General features: G+C 58.2%; 15 protein-coding genes. 4 read left to right on the top strand and 11 right to left on the bottom strand.

Annotated elements, in window-relative coordinates:
- Positions 1-5: 5 nt before the first annotated feature.
- The 5 genes from ACR0LY_RS14275 to ACR0LY_RS14255 form a co-directional block, all read right to left on the bottom strand.
- Positions 6-947 carry an ABC transporter permease gene (locus ACR0LY_RS14275; protein WP_170351939.1) on the bottom strand — a complete coding sequence of 314 codons (942 nt, stop codon included), beginning with the start codon at positions 945-947 and terminating at the stop codon, positions 6-8.
- A complete protein-coding gene (locus ACR0LY_RS14270; protein ID WP_170351834.1) occupies positions 947-2,020 on the bottom strand; it encodes an ABC transporter permease in 1,074 nt (357 codons plus the stop codon). The genes ACR0LY_RS14275 and ACR0LY_RS14270 overlap by 1 nt, the downstream gene beginning before the upstream one ends.
- Entirely contained in the window at positions 2,017-3,534 is a 1,518-nt protein-coding gene (locus ACR0LY_RS14265) for an ABC transporter ATP-binding protein (protein ID WP_170351833.1), read from the bottom strand. Before ACR0LY_RS14265 ends, ACR0LY_RS14270 begins: the two co-directional genes overlap by 4 nt.
- Positions 3,535-3,573: 39 nt before the next feature.
- Positions 3,574-4,563, bottom strand: a complete 990-nt coding sequence (locus ACR0LY_RS14260; protein ID WP_170351832.1) for a BMP family protein — start codon at positions 4,561-4,563, stop codon at positions 3,574-3,576.
- Positions 4,564-4,914: 351 nt separating this feature from the next.
- Entirely contained in the window at positions 4,915-5,190 is a 276-nt protein-coding gene (locus tag ACR0LY_RS14255; protein WP_170351938.1) for a hypothetical protein, read from the bottom strand.
- Between the two features lie 399 nt (positions 5,191-5,589).
- Here ACR0LY_RS14255 and ACR0LY_RS14250 point away from each other — a divergent pair, with 399 nt between their 5' ends.
- The 4 genes from ACR0LY_RS14250 to ACR0LY_RS14235 all read left to right on the top strand — a co-directional run bounded on the left by ACR0LY_RS14250 (position 5,590) and on the right by ACR0LY_RS14235 (position 11,005).
- The gene (locus tag ACR0LY_RS14250; RefSeq protein ID WP_170352136.1) at positions 5,590-7,620 is read left to right on the top strand and encodes a YjbH domain-containing protein; all 2,031 of its coding nucleotides are present in this window, start codon (positions 5,590-5,592) and stop codon (positions 7,618-7,620) included.
- Entirely contained in the window at positions 7,617-8,270 is a 654-nt protein-coding gene (locus tag ACR0LY_RS14245; RefSeq protein WP_170352133.1) for a YjbF family lipoprotein, read from the top strand. Before ACR0LY_RS14250 ends, ACR0LY_RS14245 begins: the two co-directional genes overlap by 4 nt.
- Entirely contained in the window at positions 8,260-9,675 is a 1,416-nt protein-coding gene (locus ACR0LY_RS14240) for a polysaccharide biosynthesis/export family protein (protein WP_170352134.1), read from the top strand. Before ACR0LY_RS14245 ends, ACR0LY_RS14240 begins: the two co-directional genes overlap by 11 nt.
- A 163-nt stretch (positions 9,676-9,838) precedes the next feature.
- Positions 9,839-11,005, top strand: coding sequence for a nucleotide sugar dehydrogenase (locus tag ACR0LY_RS14235; RefSeq protein ID WP_170352135.1), 1,167 nt, complete (start codon positions 9,839-9,841; stop codon positions 11,003-11,005).
- Positions 11,006-11,090: 85 nt separating this feature from the next.
- Here the strand turns inward: ACR0LY_RS14235 and ACR0LY_RS14230 are convergent, their stop codons facing one another.
- The 6 genes from ACR0LY_RS14230 to ACR0LY_RS14205 form a co-directional block, all read right to left on the bottom strand.
- Complete coding sequence (locus ACR0LY_RS14230) at positions 11,091-11,360, bottom strand: spike base protein, RCAP_Rcc01079 family (protein ID WP_226689899.1); 270 nt, start codon at positions 11,358-11,360, stop codon at positions 11,091-11,093.
- A gap of 181 nt (positions 11,361-11,541) precedes the next feature.
- Entirely contained in the window at positions 11,542-12,990 is a 1,449-nt protein-coding gene (locus ACR0LY_RS14225) for a mannose-1-phosphate guanylyltransferase/mannose-6-phosphate isomerase (protein WP_170352129.1), read from the bottom strand.
- Positions 12,991-13,119: 129 nt separating this feature from the next.
- Entirely contained in the window at positions 13,120-13,851 is a 732-nt protein-coding gene (locus ACR0LY_RS14220) for a metallophosphoesterase family protein (RefSeq protein WP_368040156.1), read from the bottom strand.
- Between the two features lie 113 nt (positions 13,852-13,964).
- Positions 13,965-14,486, bottom strand: a complete 522-nt coding sequence (locus ACR0LY_RS14215) for a hypothetical protein (RefSeq protein WP_254440294.1) — start codon at positions 14,484-14,486, stop codon at positions 13,965-13,967.
- 445 nt (positions 14,487-14,931) lie between these two features.
- A complete protein-coding gene (locus ACR0LY_RS14210) occupies positions 14,932-15,756 on the bottom strand; it encodes a hypothetical protein (protein ID WP_170352130.1) in 825 nt (274 codons plus the stop codon).
- Between the two features lie 73 nt (positions 15,757-15,829).
- Positions 15,830-17,605, bottom strand: coding sequence for a galactosyltransferase-related protein (locus ACR0LY_RS14205; RefSeq protein ID WP_480641051.1), 1,776 nt, complete (start codon positions 17,603-17,605; stop codon positions 15,830-15,832).
- Between the last annotated feature and the right edge of the window lie 634 nt (positions 17,606-18,239).

Genomic DNA, 18,239 nt, shown 5'->3' with positions numbered 1-18,239 from the left:
GTTTCCTATCGTTGGCCCTTGAACCAGGGGGTGAGCAATGCACGCGGATAATCCGCCGACCGCGCCGCAACCACAAGGGCGATGATCGAGAGGATATAAGGGGCCATCAGGAATACCTGACCTGGCACCAGCGCGCCGATCTCGGTTTGCAGCCGCACCTGCAACGCATCAAAGGCCCCGAACAACAACGCGCCCAACAGCGCCTTTCCAGGCCGCCAACTGGCAAAGATTACCAGCGCGATGCAAACCCAGCCGCGCCCGTTGACCATGCCGAAGAAGAAGGCATCAAAGGCGCTCATCGTGAGGAAAGCCCCGCCCAAAGCCATCAAGGCCGAGCCCGCGACAATGGCCCCGATCCGCAGCCCGTAAACCGATAGGCCCTGTGCATCGACACTGTCCGGGTTGTCTCCAACCGCCTGAATGGCCACGCCCAGGGCGGTGCGGTTCATCACATACCAGACCACCGCCACCATGAGCAGAGCCAGCCATGTCAGTGCGGTTTGCTGGAACAAAACAGTCCCTAAAAAGGGTAGATCTGACAGTACGGGCAAATCCAGCGGTTGAAATGGCTCGATCCGCGGCGGTGACGACACGTTCGGCAATGCGGTGCGATAGGTGTAATAACTGACGGAGGTTGCAAACAGAGTGATCCCCAGCCCCGAGACATGTTGCGACAGACCCAGAGGCACCGTTAGGATCGCGTGCAATAGGCCAAAAAAGGCCCCGGCCAGCGCCGCGACCAGCACGCCGCCCCACAGCCCCGCGCCCAACCAGACGGCCATCCAGCCGCACATCGCTCCGACGACAAATATCCCCTCGATCCCGAGGTTCAGCACGCCCGCCCGTTCGCAAATCAACGCACCCAGCACGCCAAAGATCAGCGGCGTAGCGATGCGCAAGGACGCGGCCCAGAAGCTTTCGGAGAGCAGGATATTAAGGATATCCATCATGACGTGCCCCCTGACGTGCTGGCCCGAACGATCCGGTAGCGGGCAAAGAACCCACCAACCAACACGCAAAGCAACGAAACCGACACCACCAGATCGGCCAGAAAAGACGACACGCCCATTGCGCGGCTCATACTGTCAGCCCCTACGAACACGGATGCGATGAACAACGCGGCGATCACCACGCCCACAGGTGACAGCCCCGCCAACATGGCGACCACGATGCCGGTATAGCCAAAGCCCGGCGACAGGTCCGAGGTCAGATACCCCTTGAGTCCGGCGACCTCGCTGACCCCGGCCAGCCCCGCAAGGCCACCAGACAAGATGGCCACGCCAAACAGCGAGCGGTTTACGTTGATCCCGGCATGGCGCGCAGCAGCAGCGTTTTCCCCCACCGCCCGCAAACGGAATCCCCAAACCGATCGGGCCAGCATGAATTGCGCCAATCCGGCCAGTATCAGAGCCACAATCAACCCTGAATGCACCCGCATCCGCTCGATCAAAGGCGGCAACATACCCTGATCCAGGATAGGGGCGGATTGCGGCCATCCCAGGCTCATTGGGTCCTGTAGGGCCCCTTCCAGCATCATCTGCACAAAGATCAGAATGATGAAATTCAACAGCAACGTAGTCACCACCTCATCCGCGCCAAAACGGATTTTCAGATAGGTCGGGGCAACCATCCCCGCCGCGCCCGCTGCAGCACCCAGCACGACGATCAGCGGTAATAACAAGATACCATGGACATCCAGCACCCCCGACCCAACCGCCACAGCCGCCATCGCACCCAGATACAGCTGCCCTTCGGCCCCGATATTCCACAGCTTGGCGCGGAACGCCAAAGCGGCGGCCAGACCGGTAAAGATCAGTGGCGTGGCGCGCGTCAGCACCTCGGAAAATGCGAAAACAGAACCAAATACGCCGCGAAACATCTCTTGATACGCCAGAATAGGGTTCGCCCCCGCGGCCAGCAATGGAATGGCGGCAAACCCCAGTGCAATTATGGCGGACAGGATTGGAACACCCAGGGTAAAGGCCCGCGACTGAGTCTGGCGCGGTTCTATGCGGATCATGCCGGTTCTCCTGCCATCATCAGCCCGATCTGTTCGCGGTCGCGGCCGGGGGCCTCGTGCAATTCGCCATCGCGGATCACCACGATGCGGTCGGCCAAACCCAGAATTTCATCAAGATCTTCTGAGATCAGAACTACTCCGGCTCCGCGCGCGCGCGCCTCAAGCAGGCGGCGTCCGACCTCGGCAGCAGCCCCCATGTCCAGACCACGCGTCGGTTGATTGGCCAGGATCAAACGCGGTGCCCGATCAAATACCCGCGCCAGAATAAGCTTTTGTATATTGCCACCCGACAGCAACCGCGCCGGGGCTTCGACACCCGGCCCACGCACGTCATAAGCCTTTGCAAGGCGCGCGGCGTTCTCTTCGATCGTCTCACGTCGCAGCAGGCCGCGCGATTGCACGTCGCTGTCACCCAATCGCTCGATCACCATGTTTTCAGCCACGCTCATCGCGCCAACGATGCCTTCGTGGTGGCGATCTTCGGGGATACGACCCACGCCCGCCCGTATCATCGCCGCGGGGTTGAGCGTGCCGATTTCAACTCCATCCACCTTTATTAGACCCTGTTCTGGCTGAACGAGACCAGAGATCACATTGGCCAACCCGCTTTGTCCGTTGCCCGAAACCCCAGCGATCCCGAGGATTTCATGCGCATGTACAGTTAGATCTACAGAACTGAGCGTATCGCGCTTGGACCGGCCAGGGACTGACACGCCGGACAGGCTGAGTACCGGAACGCCCGGCGCCATGGTGCCCCCGGCAAGTTCCGGCGTATCCGCCCCGACCATCATTCGGGCGATAGATTTCTCATCCGCTTCGGATGTAGCCATCTCACCAACTTTGCGCCCGTGGCGCAGCACCGCGATCCGATCAGAAAAGGCCAGAACCTCGCGCAGCTTGTGGCTGATGAAAATGACCGACAGCCCCTCATCCGTCATCATACGGATGTTTTCGAACAATGTGTCGGCCTCTTGCGGGGTCAGCACGGCGGTGGGTTCGTCCAGTACCAAAATTCGCGCCTGCCGATACAGGGCTTTCAGGATTTCAACCCGCTGCCGTTCACCCACAGACAGACGTCCCACGGGCGTATCCAGCGGCGCGGTCAGGCCACTTCGATCAATAATAGCCTGAATCTTTTCCCGGGCTTCCTGCCGATTGCGGCTTAGTGCAAGCAGGGGTTCCGAGCCCAACGTGATATTATCCAGGGCCGAGATATTCTCGGCCAGCGTGAAATGCTGATGCACCATGCCCACGCCTGCGGCCAGCGCCACCTGCGGGTGACCCAATGGCAAGGGCTGCAGAACACCCGCCTCGTCAGCAACGTCGATAGACCCTGAATCGGGCAAATAATGCCCGAATAACATATTCATCAGCGTGGTCTTGCCCGCGCCGTTCTCGCCCAGCAATGCCAGAACCTCGCCCTTGTCCAGGATCAGGCTGACATCGTCATTGGCGACGACGGGACCAAAGCGTTTGCTCAGCCCGTTGAGTTTCAGAACCGTGGAGTCTGTCATTGGAAACACGGGCCAGTTGCTGAACCGGCCCGAGCAGTATCAGTTATCCGAGACCGGGCGGTCATCGTTGACATTCACCCGGAACAGACCATCAAGAATCTCGGCCTGACGGGCATTCACCGCCTCAAGAACCTCGGCGGGTACCAGTTCCTCATCCAGAACCATTGACCCGCCGCCATAACCCATAAAGCTGTACTGGCCGTAATCCGCAGCCTCGAACGAGCCGCCCGCAACATTGGCGATGGCCTTGTCGATGGTCGGCTCCATATGCCACAGGGCTGAGGCCATGATCGTGCCGGGGTAGTCGCCCGACGTGTCGATGACGTTGCCTACGGCCTTTACACCACGCTCAACCGCCGCATCCGAGACACCAAAGCGTTCCGCGTACATGATATCCGCCCCCGCATCCATCATCGCGATGGCGCTTTCCTTGGCCTTGGGCGGATCGTACCAGCTGTCGATGAAGGTCACGAGGAATGTGACATCCGGGTTCACTTCACGCGCACCATCCATGAAAGCGTTCATCAGGCGATTTACCTCGGGGATGGCATATCCGCCGACCATGCCGATCACGTTCGATTCCGTGGCAGCCCCTGCCACCATGCCAGTCAGGTAAGACGGTTCGTGAATCCAGTTGTCGAAGACCGAGAAATTGGGCGCCACCGGCCCAAAGGAAGACCCCATCAAAAAGGCGGTGTCGGGATAATCCTTCGCCACCTTGCGCGCGGCGCGTTCCAGGCCAAACACCTCGCCCACAACCAGCTGTGCGCCCTGTTCGGCATATTCGCGCATCACACGTTCATAATCTGTGTTCGCCACATTTTCCGAGAACACGTATTCGATGTCACCACGCTCGGCTGCGGTGTTTAGGGCCTTGTGTATGCGGCTGATCCATTGCTGTTCCACCGGCAAGGTATAAATCGCCGCGACCTTGACGGTTTCCGCTGCCACCAGACCGGCGGAGAATAGGGTTGAGGCAGCCGCCACAGCGGCCAGCAGTACTCTTCTTGAAAATATTGTTTTTGTCATAACACTCTCCTGTCTGGCAGGATGGCAGCATTTTTTTACTGTTCAGTCAATTTTTTCATCCATGTCCCATGGGAACATGACTGTATCTCAGACAGTTTCGGCCGTGTTTCTAAGGTTGGGGTATGGTCAAGCGCTTAGGCCCAAAGCTCATGTTTTGGTGCAATAGGGCAAAGCGGCACGACACACGTTTTACGTGTGTCTGGCGTAAAAGTTTGTAAGCAGGTGTCTAAAGGATAATTCCGGTGTCACGACACATTACACCAATCTAAAAAACTAAAGACTGCCGCAATGGTTTTCCCGGTGACAGCGCGCCGTATTGGCGCACTACTATTCGTTTGTTTGAACAGCGGGTCAGTTGGTGCCCACTGTGCTTGTGGTGCTGTTTGACGACCCACCGCCGCCGCCGCCCGAGGCAGCCACACCTACTGCGGCCGCAGCCACGCCAAGTGCGGGCGCGACAAGAGGTACAAAACCAGTCACACCTTCAGCCGCAGCTGCAGCCGCCGCATCGTCCAATGGGGCTACACGAGTAGGATCTACAGGCTCCGGGGTCGTCCCGTCGGTCGCGTCCTGCGCAAAGGCGCTTGTGGTTGAAAGGGCCAGAACCAACACGGTCGCTCTGATCATCATGAATCTCCTAAAACAAGTCTTGGCCGGACGCTATCACACCCGTTCGGAGGTGAGAATGTCATTGCTGAAAAAATTTCTATAAACGTGCAGATAAAATTTGCTTTTTCAGAGGCTTGCCACAGATCTGCGCCCGCAGACCCCCCAGGCGCATTTCCTTAAATTCAAGGGTGGCCTGCAACGCTATCCGGCCCGGTCACACTGCCGTTAACTCTTCAATTGCAGAATTGCCACAAGGTGTTTTGTGGATATTTTTTTTGGCGGATTGTTTCGGGACGTTTGTTTTGAAAGTTGTTAGTGAGGCGCCGATCGAAAAAGCGATAGATTGACGTGAAGATTCGAGCGGTTTCTGTGAGGTTGAAAGGCCTGTTGGCGTTGGTATGTGCGGGTGCGGCGGGCATGGGTCAGGCGCAGTCTGTTTCGACCTATGGCACACCCGGCCTGCTTGAGATTCCGACCGCCGAGATGTTCGATGACGGGGCGCTGGTGTTCACCGCTGCGGGGTTGCGCAATAGCGGGCGAGGGACGATGACGTTCCAGATGCTGCCCTGGGTGCATGGCAGCTTCCGCTATGCGGTGATCGACAGGCTGGATGGGCCCGACACCACCCGGTATGACCGCAGCTTTGACATCCATTTCCGGTTGCGCGAGGAAAGCCGGCACAGCCCGGCCATCGTGATGGGGCTGCGCGATTTTGGCGGTACCGGCGTCTATGCGGCCGAGTATTTTGTGGCCACCAAGACCATTCAGGACCGGCTCAAGCTGACCGGTGGCATCGGCTGGGGCCGCATAGCGGGGCGGGGCGCGTTTTCGAACCCGCTGGGTGTGTTTGGCAGCCGGTTCGACACCCGGCCGCCGCCAAATTCGAACGGTCAGGGCGGTGAGCTGGAATTCGGCAACTGGTTCCGTGGCGATGCGGCGCTGTTTGGGGGCGCCAGCTGGCAATATAATGACCGGCTGACCTTTCTGGCCGAGTATTCCCCCGATCTGTACAGCCAGGAAGCGGTCAACGACAGTTTCCGGGTCAGATCCCCGATCAATGTCGGGGTCCAGTACCGGTTCGACAATGGCACGCAGCTGACCACATCTTTTCTTTATGGCTCCACGCTGGGGCTGACGCTGAGCTATTTCGTCGACCCGCGCAAATCGGTGGCGCCGGGCGGACAAGGTGCCGCGCCACCGCCGTTGCAGCCCAGATCCCAGACCGCTGCCGCAACAGCGGACCGCGCGACCGGCGACATCCGGTCCCGGATGCAGGCCGCGCTGGCGCAGGAAGGGTTGCGGCTGGTCTATCTGTCGGAGACCGGCGATACGGTTCAGGTCGGGGTCGAGAACACCACCTATGGTCAGGCCGCCCAGGCGTTGGGGCGCACCGCCCGTGTGCTGGCCAATGAAGAACCCGCCCAGACCGAGCATTTCGACATCGCTCTGATGTCGAACGGCGTGCCGCTGAGCGCGGTGCGGGTCAATCGCGACGACCTGTATGAGCTGGAACACGACCCCGACAATGCCTGGCGCAGCTTTGCCCGGGCCGAGGTGTCGGACACGCTGCCGCTGGTACAGGGCGGCATTCTTACGGATGCTTACCCGCATTTCTCCTACCGGTTCGGGCCGTATCTGAACTTTTCCTTCTTCGACCCCGACGACCCGCTGCGATACGAGGTGGGCGCCGCGCTGGGGCTGGATTACACGCTTTCGCCGGGCTTCACCCTGTCGACCGGGCTGCGGTTGCCGATCCTCAGCACGCTGGATGACAGCACCCGGGTCTCGGATTCGCCGCTGCCGCATGTGCGCTCAGACTGGGCGATCTATGCCCGCGAATCCAACCTGCGGATCGAACATATGACCGGCGAGTATCTGTGGCGGCCGGGCACGAACCTTTATGCCCGCACCACGCTGGGCTATCTCGAGACCATGTTCGGCGGGCTGTCGGCGGAACTGCTGTGGTATCCCACCAACAGCCGCCTGGCGTTGGGGGCCGAGGCCAATTATGCGGTGCAACGCGATTTCGACGTGCTGTTCGGCTTTCAGGATTATTCCGTCGCCACCGGGCATGTCTCGGCCTATTACGATCTGCCGGGCGAGTATCACGCGCAGGTCGATGTCGGGCGTTACCTGGCGGGCGATTATGGCGCCACCTTCACGCTGGATCGCGAGTTCAACAACGGCTTCAAGGTTGGTGCCTTCTTTACCCTGACCAATGTCAGCTCGGAAGAGTTTGGCGAAGGCTCGTTCGACAAGGGTATCCGGCTGGAAATCCCGGTCTCATGGCTGACCGGGCGTCCGTCGCGCAACAAGATCGCTCAGACCATCCGCCCCGTTCTGCGCGATGGCGGCGCGCGACTGCATGTGCGCAACCGGCTCTATGGCGTCACCCGCGAGGCCCGCGCGCAGGACCTGTCGCGCGGCTGGGGGAGGTTCTGGCGATGACAGCCCTGCGCCGCCCTGCCCTGCTGGCCCTGCTGGCCCTGATGCTGATCTCCTGCGGCGACGCGCAGGAAGATGTCGATCTGCTGAAGGGGGCGCTGTTTCCCAATGCGCCCCGGTTCCATCCGCGCGCGCAGGCGCTGGCCGCGCGCCGCCCGATCCCGCCGCGGCTTGAAGTCGGCTTTCCCGCCCGCGATCTGGCCGGGGTCATGTTGCTTGAGACCGAGCGCGCCGGGGTACAGACCTGGCTGAGTGCGGATGGCGCCACCATCACGCTGGATCAGGGGCTGCTGACCTCGGCCAAGGGGTTCGGCGGCGGTCTGGCCGGATCGGATGTCAGCCAGAGCGCGGCGCTGATCCTGAGCGGCGGTTCGGGCCGGGCCGAGCGGTTCCACAGCTTTCTCAACGGCAATGACGAGATCGAGCTGCACGCCTATCGCTGCCGGATCACCCCGTTGGGGTCTGACCCGGTGGTGTTGCAGGGCACGCCCGTTGCCGCGCAAAAGCGGCAAGAGGATTGCTATGGGGTGGCCGAGACCTTCAGCAACATTTACTGGGTGCAGGACAGCACCGGCCGCATCGTCCAGTCCTCGCAATGGACCGGCGATTTCCTGGGCAACATGGTCATAAAGGTGGTGCCCGATGAGAGTTGAGATTTTGAACAGCAAAGGACAGCGCGTGCGCCATTTCCCCCTTCTTCTCAGTGCGCTGGCCCTGAGCGGCCTGATCGCCGGATGTTCAACCATCTACCGCAGCCCCTCGGTGACCGCAGGCGTGTCGGATGCCGGCAAGGTCCGTGTCGTGCCGGTCACACCCGAGACCGTGCTGGCGGCCAACCGCTCGCCTTATGCGCCCAAAACCCTGCCTTCGGTGTTTGGTCTGTCGGCCGGATCGGGCTCCTCCACCAGCTTGCGCGGCACCGGCCCCCTGCCCGAGGCGCCCTCGACCCAGGACGGATCACGCGCCGGGCTGCAGCTGGACCCGCCACCGCAAGTGAACCCCGGCCCCTACACCATTGGCATCGGCGACGTGCTGGTGCTGTCCACGCCATCCACCCAAGGCACCGCCGGAGAGCTGTCGGGCCTGCTGGCCGCGCAGAACAGCCGCAACGGCTATACCGTGCAGGATGACGGCTCGATCAACATCCCCGATGTCGGCCGCGTGCGGCTGGTCGGCCTGACCGTGGATGAGGCCGAGGCGCTGCTGTTCCAGCGTCTGGTGGAAAACCAGATCGACCCCACCTTCAGCCTGGAAATTGCCGAGTTCAATTCCCGCCGCGTCTCGGTCGGCGGCGCCGTCGGCCAGCCCGGCATCCAGCCCATCACCCTGACCCAGCTGACCCTGGGCGAGGCGCTGTCGGCCGCCGGGTCGGTCTCGGTCAGCGATATCGACAATTCCTCGGTGCGCATCTACCGCGACGGGCAGATGTATCAGATCCCGCTGGAAGATCTGTATGCGCGCACCGCCTTGCAGAACCTCAACCTGATCGCCGATGACTCGGTCTTTGTCGATACCGACTATGATCTGGACCGGGCCGAGCGCTTCTTTGCCCAGCAGATCGCTCTGCGCGAGACCGTGCTGGAAGGCCGCCAGACCGCCCTGCAAGAGCTGAACGTGGCCGTCAACCTGCGCCGCGCCGATCTGGAGGAACGCCGCAACAACTTTGTTCAGTCCATCGAACTGGACGCGGTTGATCGCGATTACGTCTACCTGTCCGGCGAGGTCCGCACCCAGGGCCGCTATGCCCTGCCGTTCAACCACGCGGCCACCCTGGCCGATGCGCTGTTCGACACCGGCGGCGGCATCGCCAAGGAAACCGGCGACGCATCGGAGGTTTATGTGCTGCGCGCCGCAACCGACGCCCGCGAGTTCGGCGCCGTCACCGCCTGGCACCTTGATATCCGCAACGCCGCACAGCTGACCCTGGCCGCGCAATTCCAGCTGCGCTCAAACGACATCATTTTCATCGCGGAAAACCCTGTCACAAAATGGGGCCGCACCATCAGCCAGATCACCCCATCCCTTGTCACGACGCCAATCAATGCCGCGGTAAATTAAGACACCCACCCGGGCACCGCCATCGCGCCCAATCAACACAAGCGCGCGCTGGCCGCCCGGGCCGGATCATTGCCTTCACGTCTTTCAAAAGCTTATCACACACCAAAAACACGATTATGATCGCACCGGGCGTGCCGACCCTGGGTACACAAGGAACCAAGATATGAAGATCGCGATTGCCGGGATTGGCTATGTTGGCTTGTCCAACGCCGTGCTGCTGGCGCAAAACCACGACGTTGTTGCCCTGGATGTGTCCGCCGCGCGCGTGGACATGCTCAATCAGCGCGAAAGCCCGATCCAGGATGCCGATATCACCGACTTCCTGACCAACCGAACGCTGAACCTGGCCGCCACCACCGATCCCGAAGCCGCGTTTGGCGGGGCGGATTTTGTCGTTGTGGCCACCCCGACCAATTATGATCCGCGCAGCAACTATTTCGACACCAGCTCGGTCGATACGGTGATCGACCAGGTCACCAGAGTGAACCCCGATGCCGTCATCGTGATCAAATCCACCATCCCCGTGGGCTTTGTCACCGATGCCCGCGCGCGGTTTGGCACCGACAATGTGATCTTCTCGCCAGAGTTTCTGCGCGAGGGGCAGGCGCTGCACGACAACCTGCATCCCAGCCGGATCATCGTCGGCGAACGCTCGGACCGGGCCAAGGCCTTTGCCGAGCTGCTGCTGGAAGGAGCAGTCTCAAAAGATGCGCCGGTGTTGTTCACCGACCCCGACGAGGCCGAGGCGATCAAGCTGTTCGCCAATACCTACCTTGCCATGCGCGTGGCCTTTTTCAACGAGCTCGACAGCTACTCCCTGGCCGGCGGCATGGACCCGCGCCAGATCATCGAAGGCGTCAGCCTCGACCCGCGCATCGGCGCGCATTACAACAACCCCTCGTTCGGATATGGCGGCTATTGCCTGCCCAAAGATACCAAACAGCTGTTGGCCAATTACAACCATGTGCCGCAGAACCTGATCCGCGCCATCGTCGATGCCAACCGCACCCGCAAGGATTTCCTCAGCGATCAGATTCTGATGAAAGGGCCCAAAACCGTCGGCATCTACCGGCTGGTGATGAAAGAAGGCAGCGACAATTTCCGCCAAAGCTCGGTTCAGGGCATCATGAAGCGGATCAAGGCCAAGGGCATCCAGGTCATCGTCTATGAACCGGTTTTGAGCGAGGATCATTTCTTCCACTCACCGGTAATCCGCGATCTTGACGCCTTCAAGCAGCAGGCCGACCTGATCCTCGCCAACCGCATCTCGGACGAGATCCGCGATGTCAGCGACAAGGTCTTCACACGCGATCTGTTTGGCGCGGACTGATCCCGACAGAGGGGTTTTGAGGATACAAAAAACCCCGCCGCCGGAAGTCCGGTGGCAGGGCTGTGCGCCGTAAACGGCGGATACCTTACGTCAGCACAAGCGCATGAATGCCCGACGCCGTCGTGCCGGTCGCATGCACACGCGTAACCCCCACCGGCAGGATCGAAAAATCCGTCACCTGAACGGTGCGCGTCTCCCCTCGCACCGTGGTCATCACCACGGCCCCGCCCGCCTCAACATAAAGACCAATCGCCACATCCGACAAATCCGCCACATCCGACGGCGCAACAGGCAAAACATCACGCGCAGGCCCCGAAAGGCTGGAAACGCGATTGATAAAAGGGTTCATGCTCATCAGCCCAACCTCACTCAGTCATCTCAATCAGAAACACCATAAACAAAACACAACTAACACAACCAAAACACACCGAACGGAGCGGCTGCACCAAGCTTTCCGGGCAACAAAAAAGGCCCCCGTCCGGGGGCCTGATCAATGCGCCATACCTAGCTGCGTGGCGTCAGATGGGGCTGGAACGTCAGCCCTTTGCGCCCTGGCCGCGCGCATAAACATCCTCGTACCGGACGATATCATCCTCACCGAGATAGGTTCCGGTTTGAACTTCGATCAGAACCATCGGCACCTTGCCAGGGTTCTGCATCCGATGCACCGCCCCCAACGGGATGTAGACCGACTGGTTCTCGGTCACCAACTGTTCCTTGTCGTCGATCGTCACAAGGGCCGTGCCTTCGACAACGATCCAGTGTTCCGAGCGGTGGACATGGCTTTGCAGGCTCAGCGACGCGCCGGGGTGGACGTGAATACGCTTAACCTGGAACCGGTCGCCAACCACAAGGCTTTCGAACCAGCCCCAAGGGCGGTGATCCTTGGGGAAGGTGGTGGCCTGTGCAGCGCCTTTTTCCTTTAGCGCGCTCACCGCTTTCTTAACGTCCTGGGCCCGCGAGGCATCCGCAACCAGAACCGCATCATTCATCGCCACGGCGATGATGTTTTCAAGCCCGATGCCCACCAGCTCCAACTGGTCACTGTCCGAGCGCAACAGCGCGTTGTGGCAATCAATGGCTGTGGCTCCGCCGCTGGTCACCACGCCGTCAGAATCCGGCCCGCTTTCTCGCCAGACTGCATCCCATCCACCTAGATCGGACCAAGCCGCGTCAAACGGGACAACCGACAGGTTCGTCGCCTTCTCCATCACCGCGTAATCGATTGAGATATCTTCGGCCTTGCCCCAGGGTTCAGGGTTCAGGCGCAGAAAGCCCAGATCCGGCGTTGCCGTATCGACGGCTGCCTCGACGGGCGATATCAGTTCGGGCGCATGAGCCCGGAAGGCCGCAATCATATCCGATGCACGGAAAAGAAAGATCCCGGCATTCCATTTGAAATTGCCCGCTTCGAGCATTTCAGTTGCGCGAGCCAGATTTGGTTTTTCCACGAACTTTTTCAGCGGAACGGGTGATCCGCCGCTGTTCGATGCGCTCGCCAATTCGAGATAACCATAAGCCGTTTCCGGATGCGTTGGGGTGATCCCGAATGTTACCAGTTGCCCTTGCTCGACAGCCTCCAACCCGCGGGCAACCGCATTCTGGAACGCCGCCACATCAGGCACTACGTGGTCGGACGGCGCAACCAACAGCACCGCGTCCGGATCCTCGGCATGGGCGCGCAGCGCGGCAGCGAGGACCGCTGGGGCCGTATTCCGCCCTTCGGGCTCAATCAAAATGGCACCGGGATCAATGCCGACGGCCTGCAATTGCTCGGCCACGATGAAGCGGAAATCCGAATTGGTCAGAACCACCGGAGCAGCGAATTCCAACCCCGCCGCCGCGCCGGACAAACGCCGAGCTGAGGCCTGGAAAAGTGTCTCATCCCCAACAAGCGGCACAAATTGTTTGGGGTAACTCTGCCGCGACAACGGCCAAAGACGCGTCCCGGACCCGCCGCAAAGAAGAATAGGGGTGATCAACATGATAAGCTCGAAACCTGATTTAATTTAAACAGGTCCTATTAGATGTGAATTAGCGTGACAAGATTTTGCTCAGCTTCAACAGGAAAAAGCAAGTGCAACCGCGGATTTGCGCCTGTACGGGCTCAGTCTTCAGCCTTGTGCCGTCAAAAATCTGGGCTCCCCACCATCCAGGCAAACTGCACTTAACACACCAGTTGCAAAAGCGCCGGTATCAATGGAAATTCGTCCCTTTTGCGCGCCAGCCTCACCGACAATCGTATGCCCGTGTACAACCCAAACACCGTCGCGCCTGATTGTTTTTAGAAATGACGGATGACCCCAGATAAGGGTCTTTTCCGACTGGTCGGTGGGCGGAACATTGGGGTCAGCACCGGCATGCACCACAAGGACGTTGCCCGACATTTCCCAGGTCTTCAGCCCGGTCACCCATTGATACAACGTGTCGCCCATCGCCACTTGAAACCTGTCCCGGCACTCTGTCAGCTCATCACCGGTCATCTCAGCCCGGACCCCGCGCACATCAAACGAGGCCAAAGTCTGCAACCCGCCGTAACGCAGCCACCGCGGACCCTGTTCCAAGGGGTCTTTCAGGAACCGCAGCATCATCTCTTCATGATTGCCTTTCAGGCAGGTTATATCGGGGCGCGCACTGATCAGACGCAAGACCTCGGCGCTGCATTCTCCGCGGTCGACATAATCGCCCACCAGAATGATCCGATGGTCCTGCGGCACCTTGTTCAGTAGCTTTTCCAACTGCACGACACAGCCATGCACGTCACCGATGACGCATATTGGAGTATCTGGGGTTGGTGGCAGAAACGGGGCACGCCGCCTGAATCGTCCAAAAAGCGATGACAGCACGATGAACTTTTCTCCTGCCCGGTTAGCCGTGAAAGGAGCCGATACAGGAAATCCGGCACCGGCCTTTGATCCAAACGTGATACCCGGCGACCTGACTGCGGGCAAGACCGGGTTCAGGCGGTTCGGCAGGCGGGCACGCCCATCTGTATGATCTCGCGGCCTTTGACCTTATAGAGCCCGTTGATCCGGTTCCGGGCTTTGGTCATGAACCAGGATTTCAGCGGTTCCGGATAATAAGCAGCCATGATCTGACTGAAATAGTCGAAATCTTCTTGCGCAAGCCGACGACCGCTTCGGGAAGGGCCGTGAAACCCAAAGGTGGTATCGGGATCAACGCAGGTTCCGGGCAACCCCAGAAACATCGTGCATGTCGAATAGCAGATACGGCCCCTGATCTCGACCAGAACTCCGTTGCGCTTGAGGTTTTCCAACTCGATCAAACGGTCATGCAGATAGCCGCCGCGATCGCTTCCCACGACCAGCAACTGCTGTGCCTGGGCGCGTGTTGGCGCAAGGGTCACCGGTGTCAATGTCGCGACACTCAGCAAGACGGTAAAAAACCGGACAATGCTACAAGCAGAGCGCTGTCCTGTATGCGAAAACGCTTTGAAACAACAGTCGATGAAACTCGGCATGGTTCTATCTCCGTTTCCAGTAATGATCTGGATCAGGGCTAGAGAACCGCGATGCCTCAGCTATGCGCTGCCTGTGGCGAAACTTGGCCTTAAATCAATGTTTTAATAGGCTTTTTACGTAAACTTTCCATGTCCAATACGCACGCAGCGTTGCGCGAATGACGCTTAGGGACATGGGACGGTCTTAGATTTAGTGTCGCCGGGCGAAACAGCGACAGATGCGTCTGCCCGATAGAACAAGCGCACAGAGATCAATACTCTCAGTCACTTGTAAACAAAACGCAGTATATCAGATCAAACACCCTTTACCAAACTGCCCCCAAGATTTGGACGTAGCCAAGCGTGCGGGCGCGGATGTTTTTTGTTGTTTACCAGAGACTTGAAGCCAAACAGGGCTTTTCGCCCGCATATTTGTTCAGCAGCTTTGGAATAAAGCGGACAAGTTCTAATTCGACCAGCGCTTGGTACGACGCTGGAGACGCCAAAGATCACACCAGTAAGAAATCCGCCAAGGTGAGCAAAGGGCGACCTTCCACCACTTCCGACTTTCCTGAAAAAGCTTTTGTTCATATTCCTTTTTGGAATAACGCTTGGGCAGCGCGATGTGGATTTTTGAACTGAATTCCTGAGGCGCGGCAGACGTATCGGTTGCGTTCAGCATCGCACTGGTTTGCAATGCCAGCTGACGTCTAAGCCCGACTTCAAAACTCGAGGGATGCACATAATCCACAACTATGTTGGCGCCGTCACCATCGCTATCTGTCCAATTGTCACCCAGCGCAGTATTGGCGAACACAACCGTGCTTTGCAGGTTGTCCCAATCGCTGTAGAAACTGTCCCATACCGCCGGGCGCACGATGTCCTGCAAAACGAACCCTTCGGCAAGAAACAGCAATGCCCAAAAGCTGGGCCATGAAATCAGCAAGTCCTGAACCTGTTGTTCAGCTACGGGAACCGGTGAGAATACTACAATATCAGCGTAACTCGTTAGCAGGTTTACGCTGTGTTCCGCTTCACTCAGGCTTGCCGCAGGAACGCCCTTAGTGACGTGAATGATACGAAGGCCACCATCAGTGACCTTCTGAGGAGAAACGGTCTTAGACAACGCGCTAAAGGAAGATTGAGTGACACGTGGAACACCGCTCTGCTCATAGGCCACGCACCAGTCCGTGTGCTTTCGGCCTTCCAGAACGATAATTTCACTTACATGTTGCTTGCACGCTGAAACAACCTTCTCAACGGCTAAGCTCCTTGTTTCACTGTCATTCATTCAGATTTACACTCTGGCGGGTTTAGTAGGTATTCATAAAGATTTGGACCGCTGTCCGGAATTTCGAGCCACATTAAAAATGCTGCCCAGATATCTCTAACCTCTGATTTTGAGACATTGAATGGGCGATTTCCGTAAACGAACTCCAGTTGCTTCCCAGCAAAAGCGGCGCACGCGACAGCAGGATTACATCTGCCAGCGCATATTTAAGCTGCACTTCAGATCGGTCATATACCGTTCTTGGCAGGCTGGTCACGCGATCTTGGTATTTCGCAGCGAAAGCACCATAGGATTCCGAGTTATCCGACGCCAGAAAAATCGTGGAATCGGCCTTGGCCTCCAGCAGTTGGTCCAGACGTTTGAAGAAGAACGCATAGTGGGATCTGCTGCGGGCACGTCTGGAAATCTCGTCTTCTGACCGCGACCAGTCTCCGGGAACGTCCCCATGAGGGTCCGTAGCCGCGCCGCCATTCATACGCACGTGTACGGCGATGTCGTTTTGGCTGCGGACGGACTCGATCATCTCTTGCACATCCGCACTCGGTTTCAGCTCACGCAGGAATTTCCGTTCAATGGGGTCGTAGGGTTTGCCGAATGTAAACCTGTAAGCCGATTGGATAACGATATCCCGCTGCGCCTTAACCAATGAGGCGGTGTCAAAGGCCTCCCGGAATGCCTTGCTCATCAGGTCGACCGTTAACGCGTTCTCCGGGTCGTTCTCTTTGGTATCCTCGACTGCCCCGTCAAAGTCGAACAATGACGCAAAGGTGCAATCGCAATGTTCGTCAGGCACCCAGCGAATGATCAGTTCGCGATCGTGGATTTGTGAAAATGAAAACCCCGAAGCAATTGCACGCAATCGGTTGCCCAAACCATGCTGCGCATCGACGACAAGTTTCGGCTTTTGCAGGCTATGCCCCAGCGGAACGGTAACTTCGCCTGTATTCTCTTCCGGTTGCAGCGACGTGTTGCTGATGGCTACTATGGCGTCTTCCAACGAGCGGGTCATCAACGCATAATCCACAGCTTCGCAGGAAACAGAGACCGCAACACCTTTGAACACATCATGTATTGCACTAACCGCTGCTTCGGCGCGTTCCATCCGCGTGCCAATAAGGTTTGTATCTACGCCGTAGGGGTGGCTGCGTCTTAACCGCACTATGTTCCCGGTTTCACTAAGCACCTGGAAACCCGTCATTGGGCAACTCACATCCCATGGGGCGCAGGACGACGCAGTTTGCCGGTTCAGCGCGATCCAGAACTGCGGATAAGATTGCACTTCATCCCATCCGGTGACCGGTGTGCTTTTGGGGCGCTCAACGCGTCTTACGTCGGAATGATCAATATGGCTGATGGTGTCGGGATCGACATCTTCTCTTTGCACGCCTGCGTTGGTCAGGCGTCCGTACAGGTCATCGTCATCCCAGCCATAGGTGACAATCCGTTCGTTGAAGCCGTTAACAGCCAAAAGATTTTCACGCCCAACGACGAAAAAGCCGTTCACGTGGCTTTGCCCGGATTTCGCCTGGCGCCAGTTCCCTGCAGTCAGTTGGTCAACACCTGTTGTGTTGCGGCTAAAGAACTCTGAATCGAGGATAATGTCACTGTCGACTTTGATAATCTTGTCTTTAGTCGCAGCGCGGAATCCCAGATTATACGCGTGGGACAAAATCCAGGATCCTTCATCCTCGACCCGAAGAATGCGTATACGTGGATCAGTTATCCCCGCTTTCCGAAGAGTGATCTCAACCGGAATTTCCGAACTCCAGTCCACGATGATAACTTCGCCAATTTCCTGATGCACAAGCCACGTTGGCAATGTCTGCGCCAGGTGGTCATTTCGGTTCATGCAGCATGTGACAGCAGCAAAACCGGGTTCCATGGCTGCATCGGGGTCATATTCTGCGCCAGCTTCTTCAAATTTTGGAAGGTTGCGCCAAACGTCAGGTTGCGTTCGTATCTCATTGTAGAGGGCAGAAACCGAAGTTGGTGATTTAGCGTTCCGCACCGAAAGCTGTGCTCGAATCAAACTGCGAAATGTGTCCCTGGCCTCAACTGTTGTGACGATGTCATCAGATGCGTTCGCATCGCAGAGGCTTGCAACTATATCTTTAGAAGATTGCATTTTCTCAGTTTGAACCCTTGGTATGCCAATGCCTTCGGTATCTTAATATTTTGGTCGTTCAATACATTCCACCTGGGATTGCGTTCAAACAACTTGAGCACCGAGTACCTGTTTGTTCAGGCGTGTCAATCACCAAAGACGGTATCTTTGAAGCAAGCCTCCAAGATTTCAACCTAGATGAGCGGTGATACGCCGGAATCATTGTTTTGACGCCCTTGTCAGGTCAGCTTGCTGTCTTGGTTGTGTCCCAGTTATCTGGAGTTTTAGTTTATTGGCCTCGCATCGCTGAGGTCTATTTGGTTTTCCGGCATTGAAGCTTTGTTTTGGATGAGGTTATTGCCTCTCACCCTATTGTTTT

The organism is Ruegeria sp. BC5, assembly GCF_056539205.1.
The sequence above is the reverse complement of the archived record's forward strand: the minus strand, read 5'-3'. Positions and strand labels throughout refer to the sequence as shown.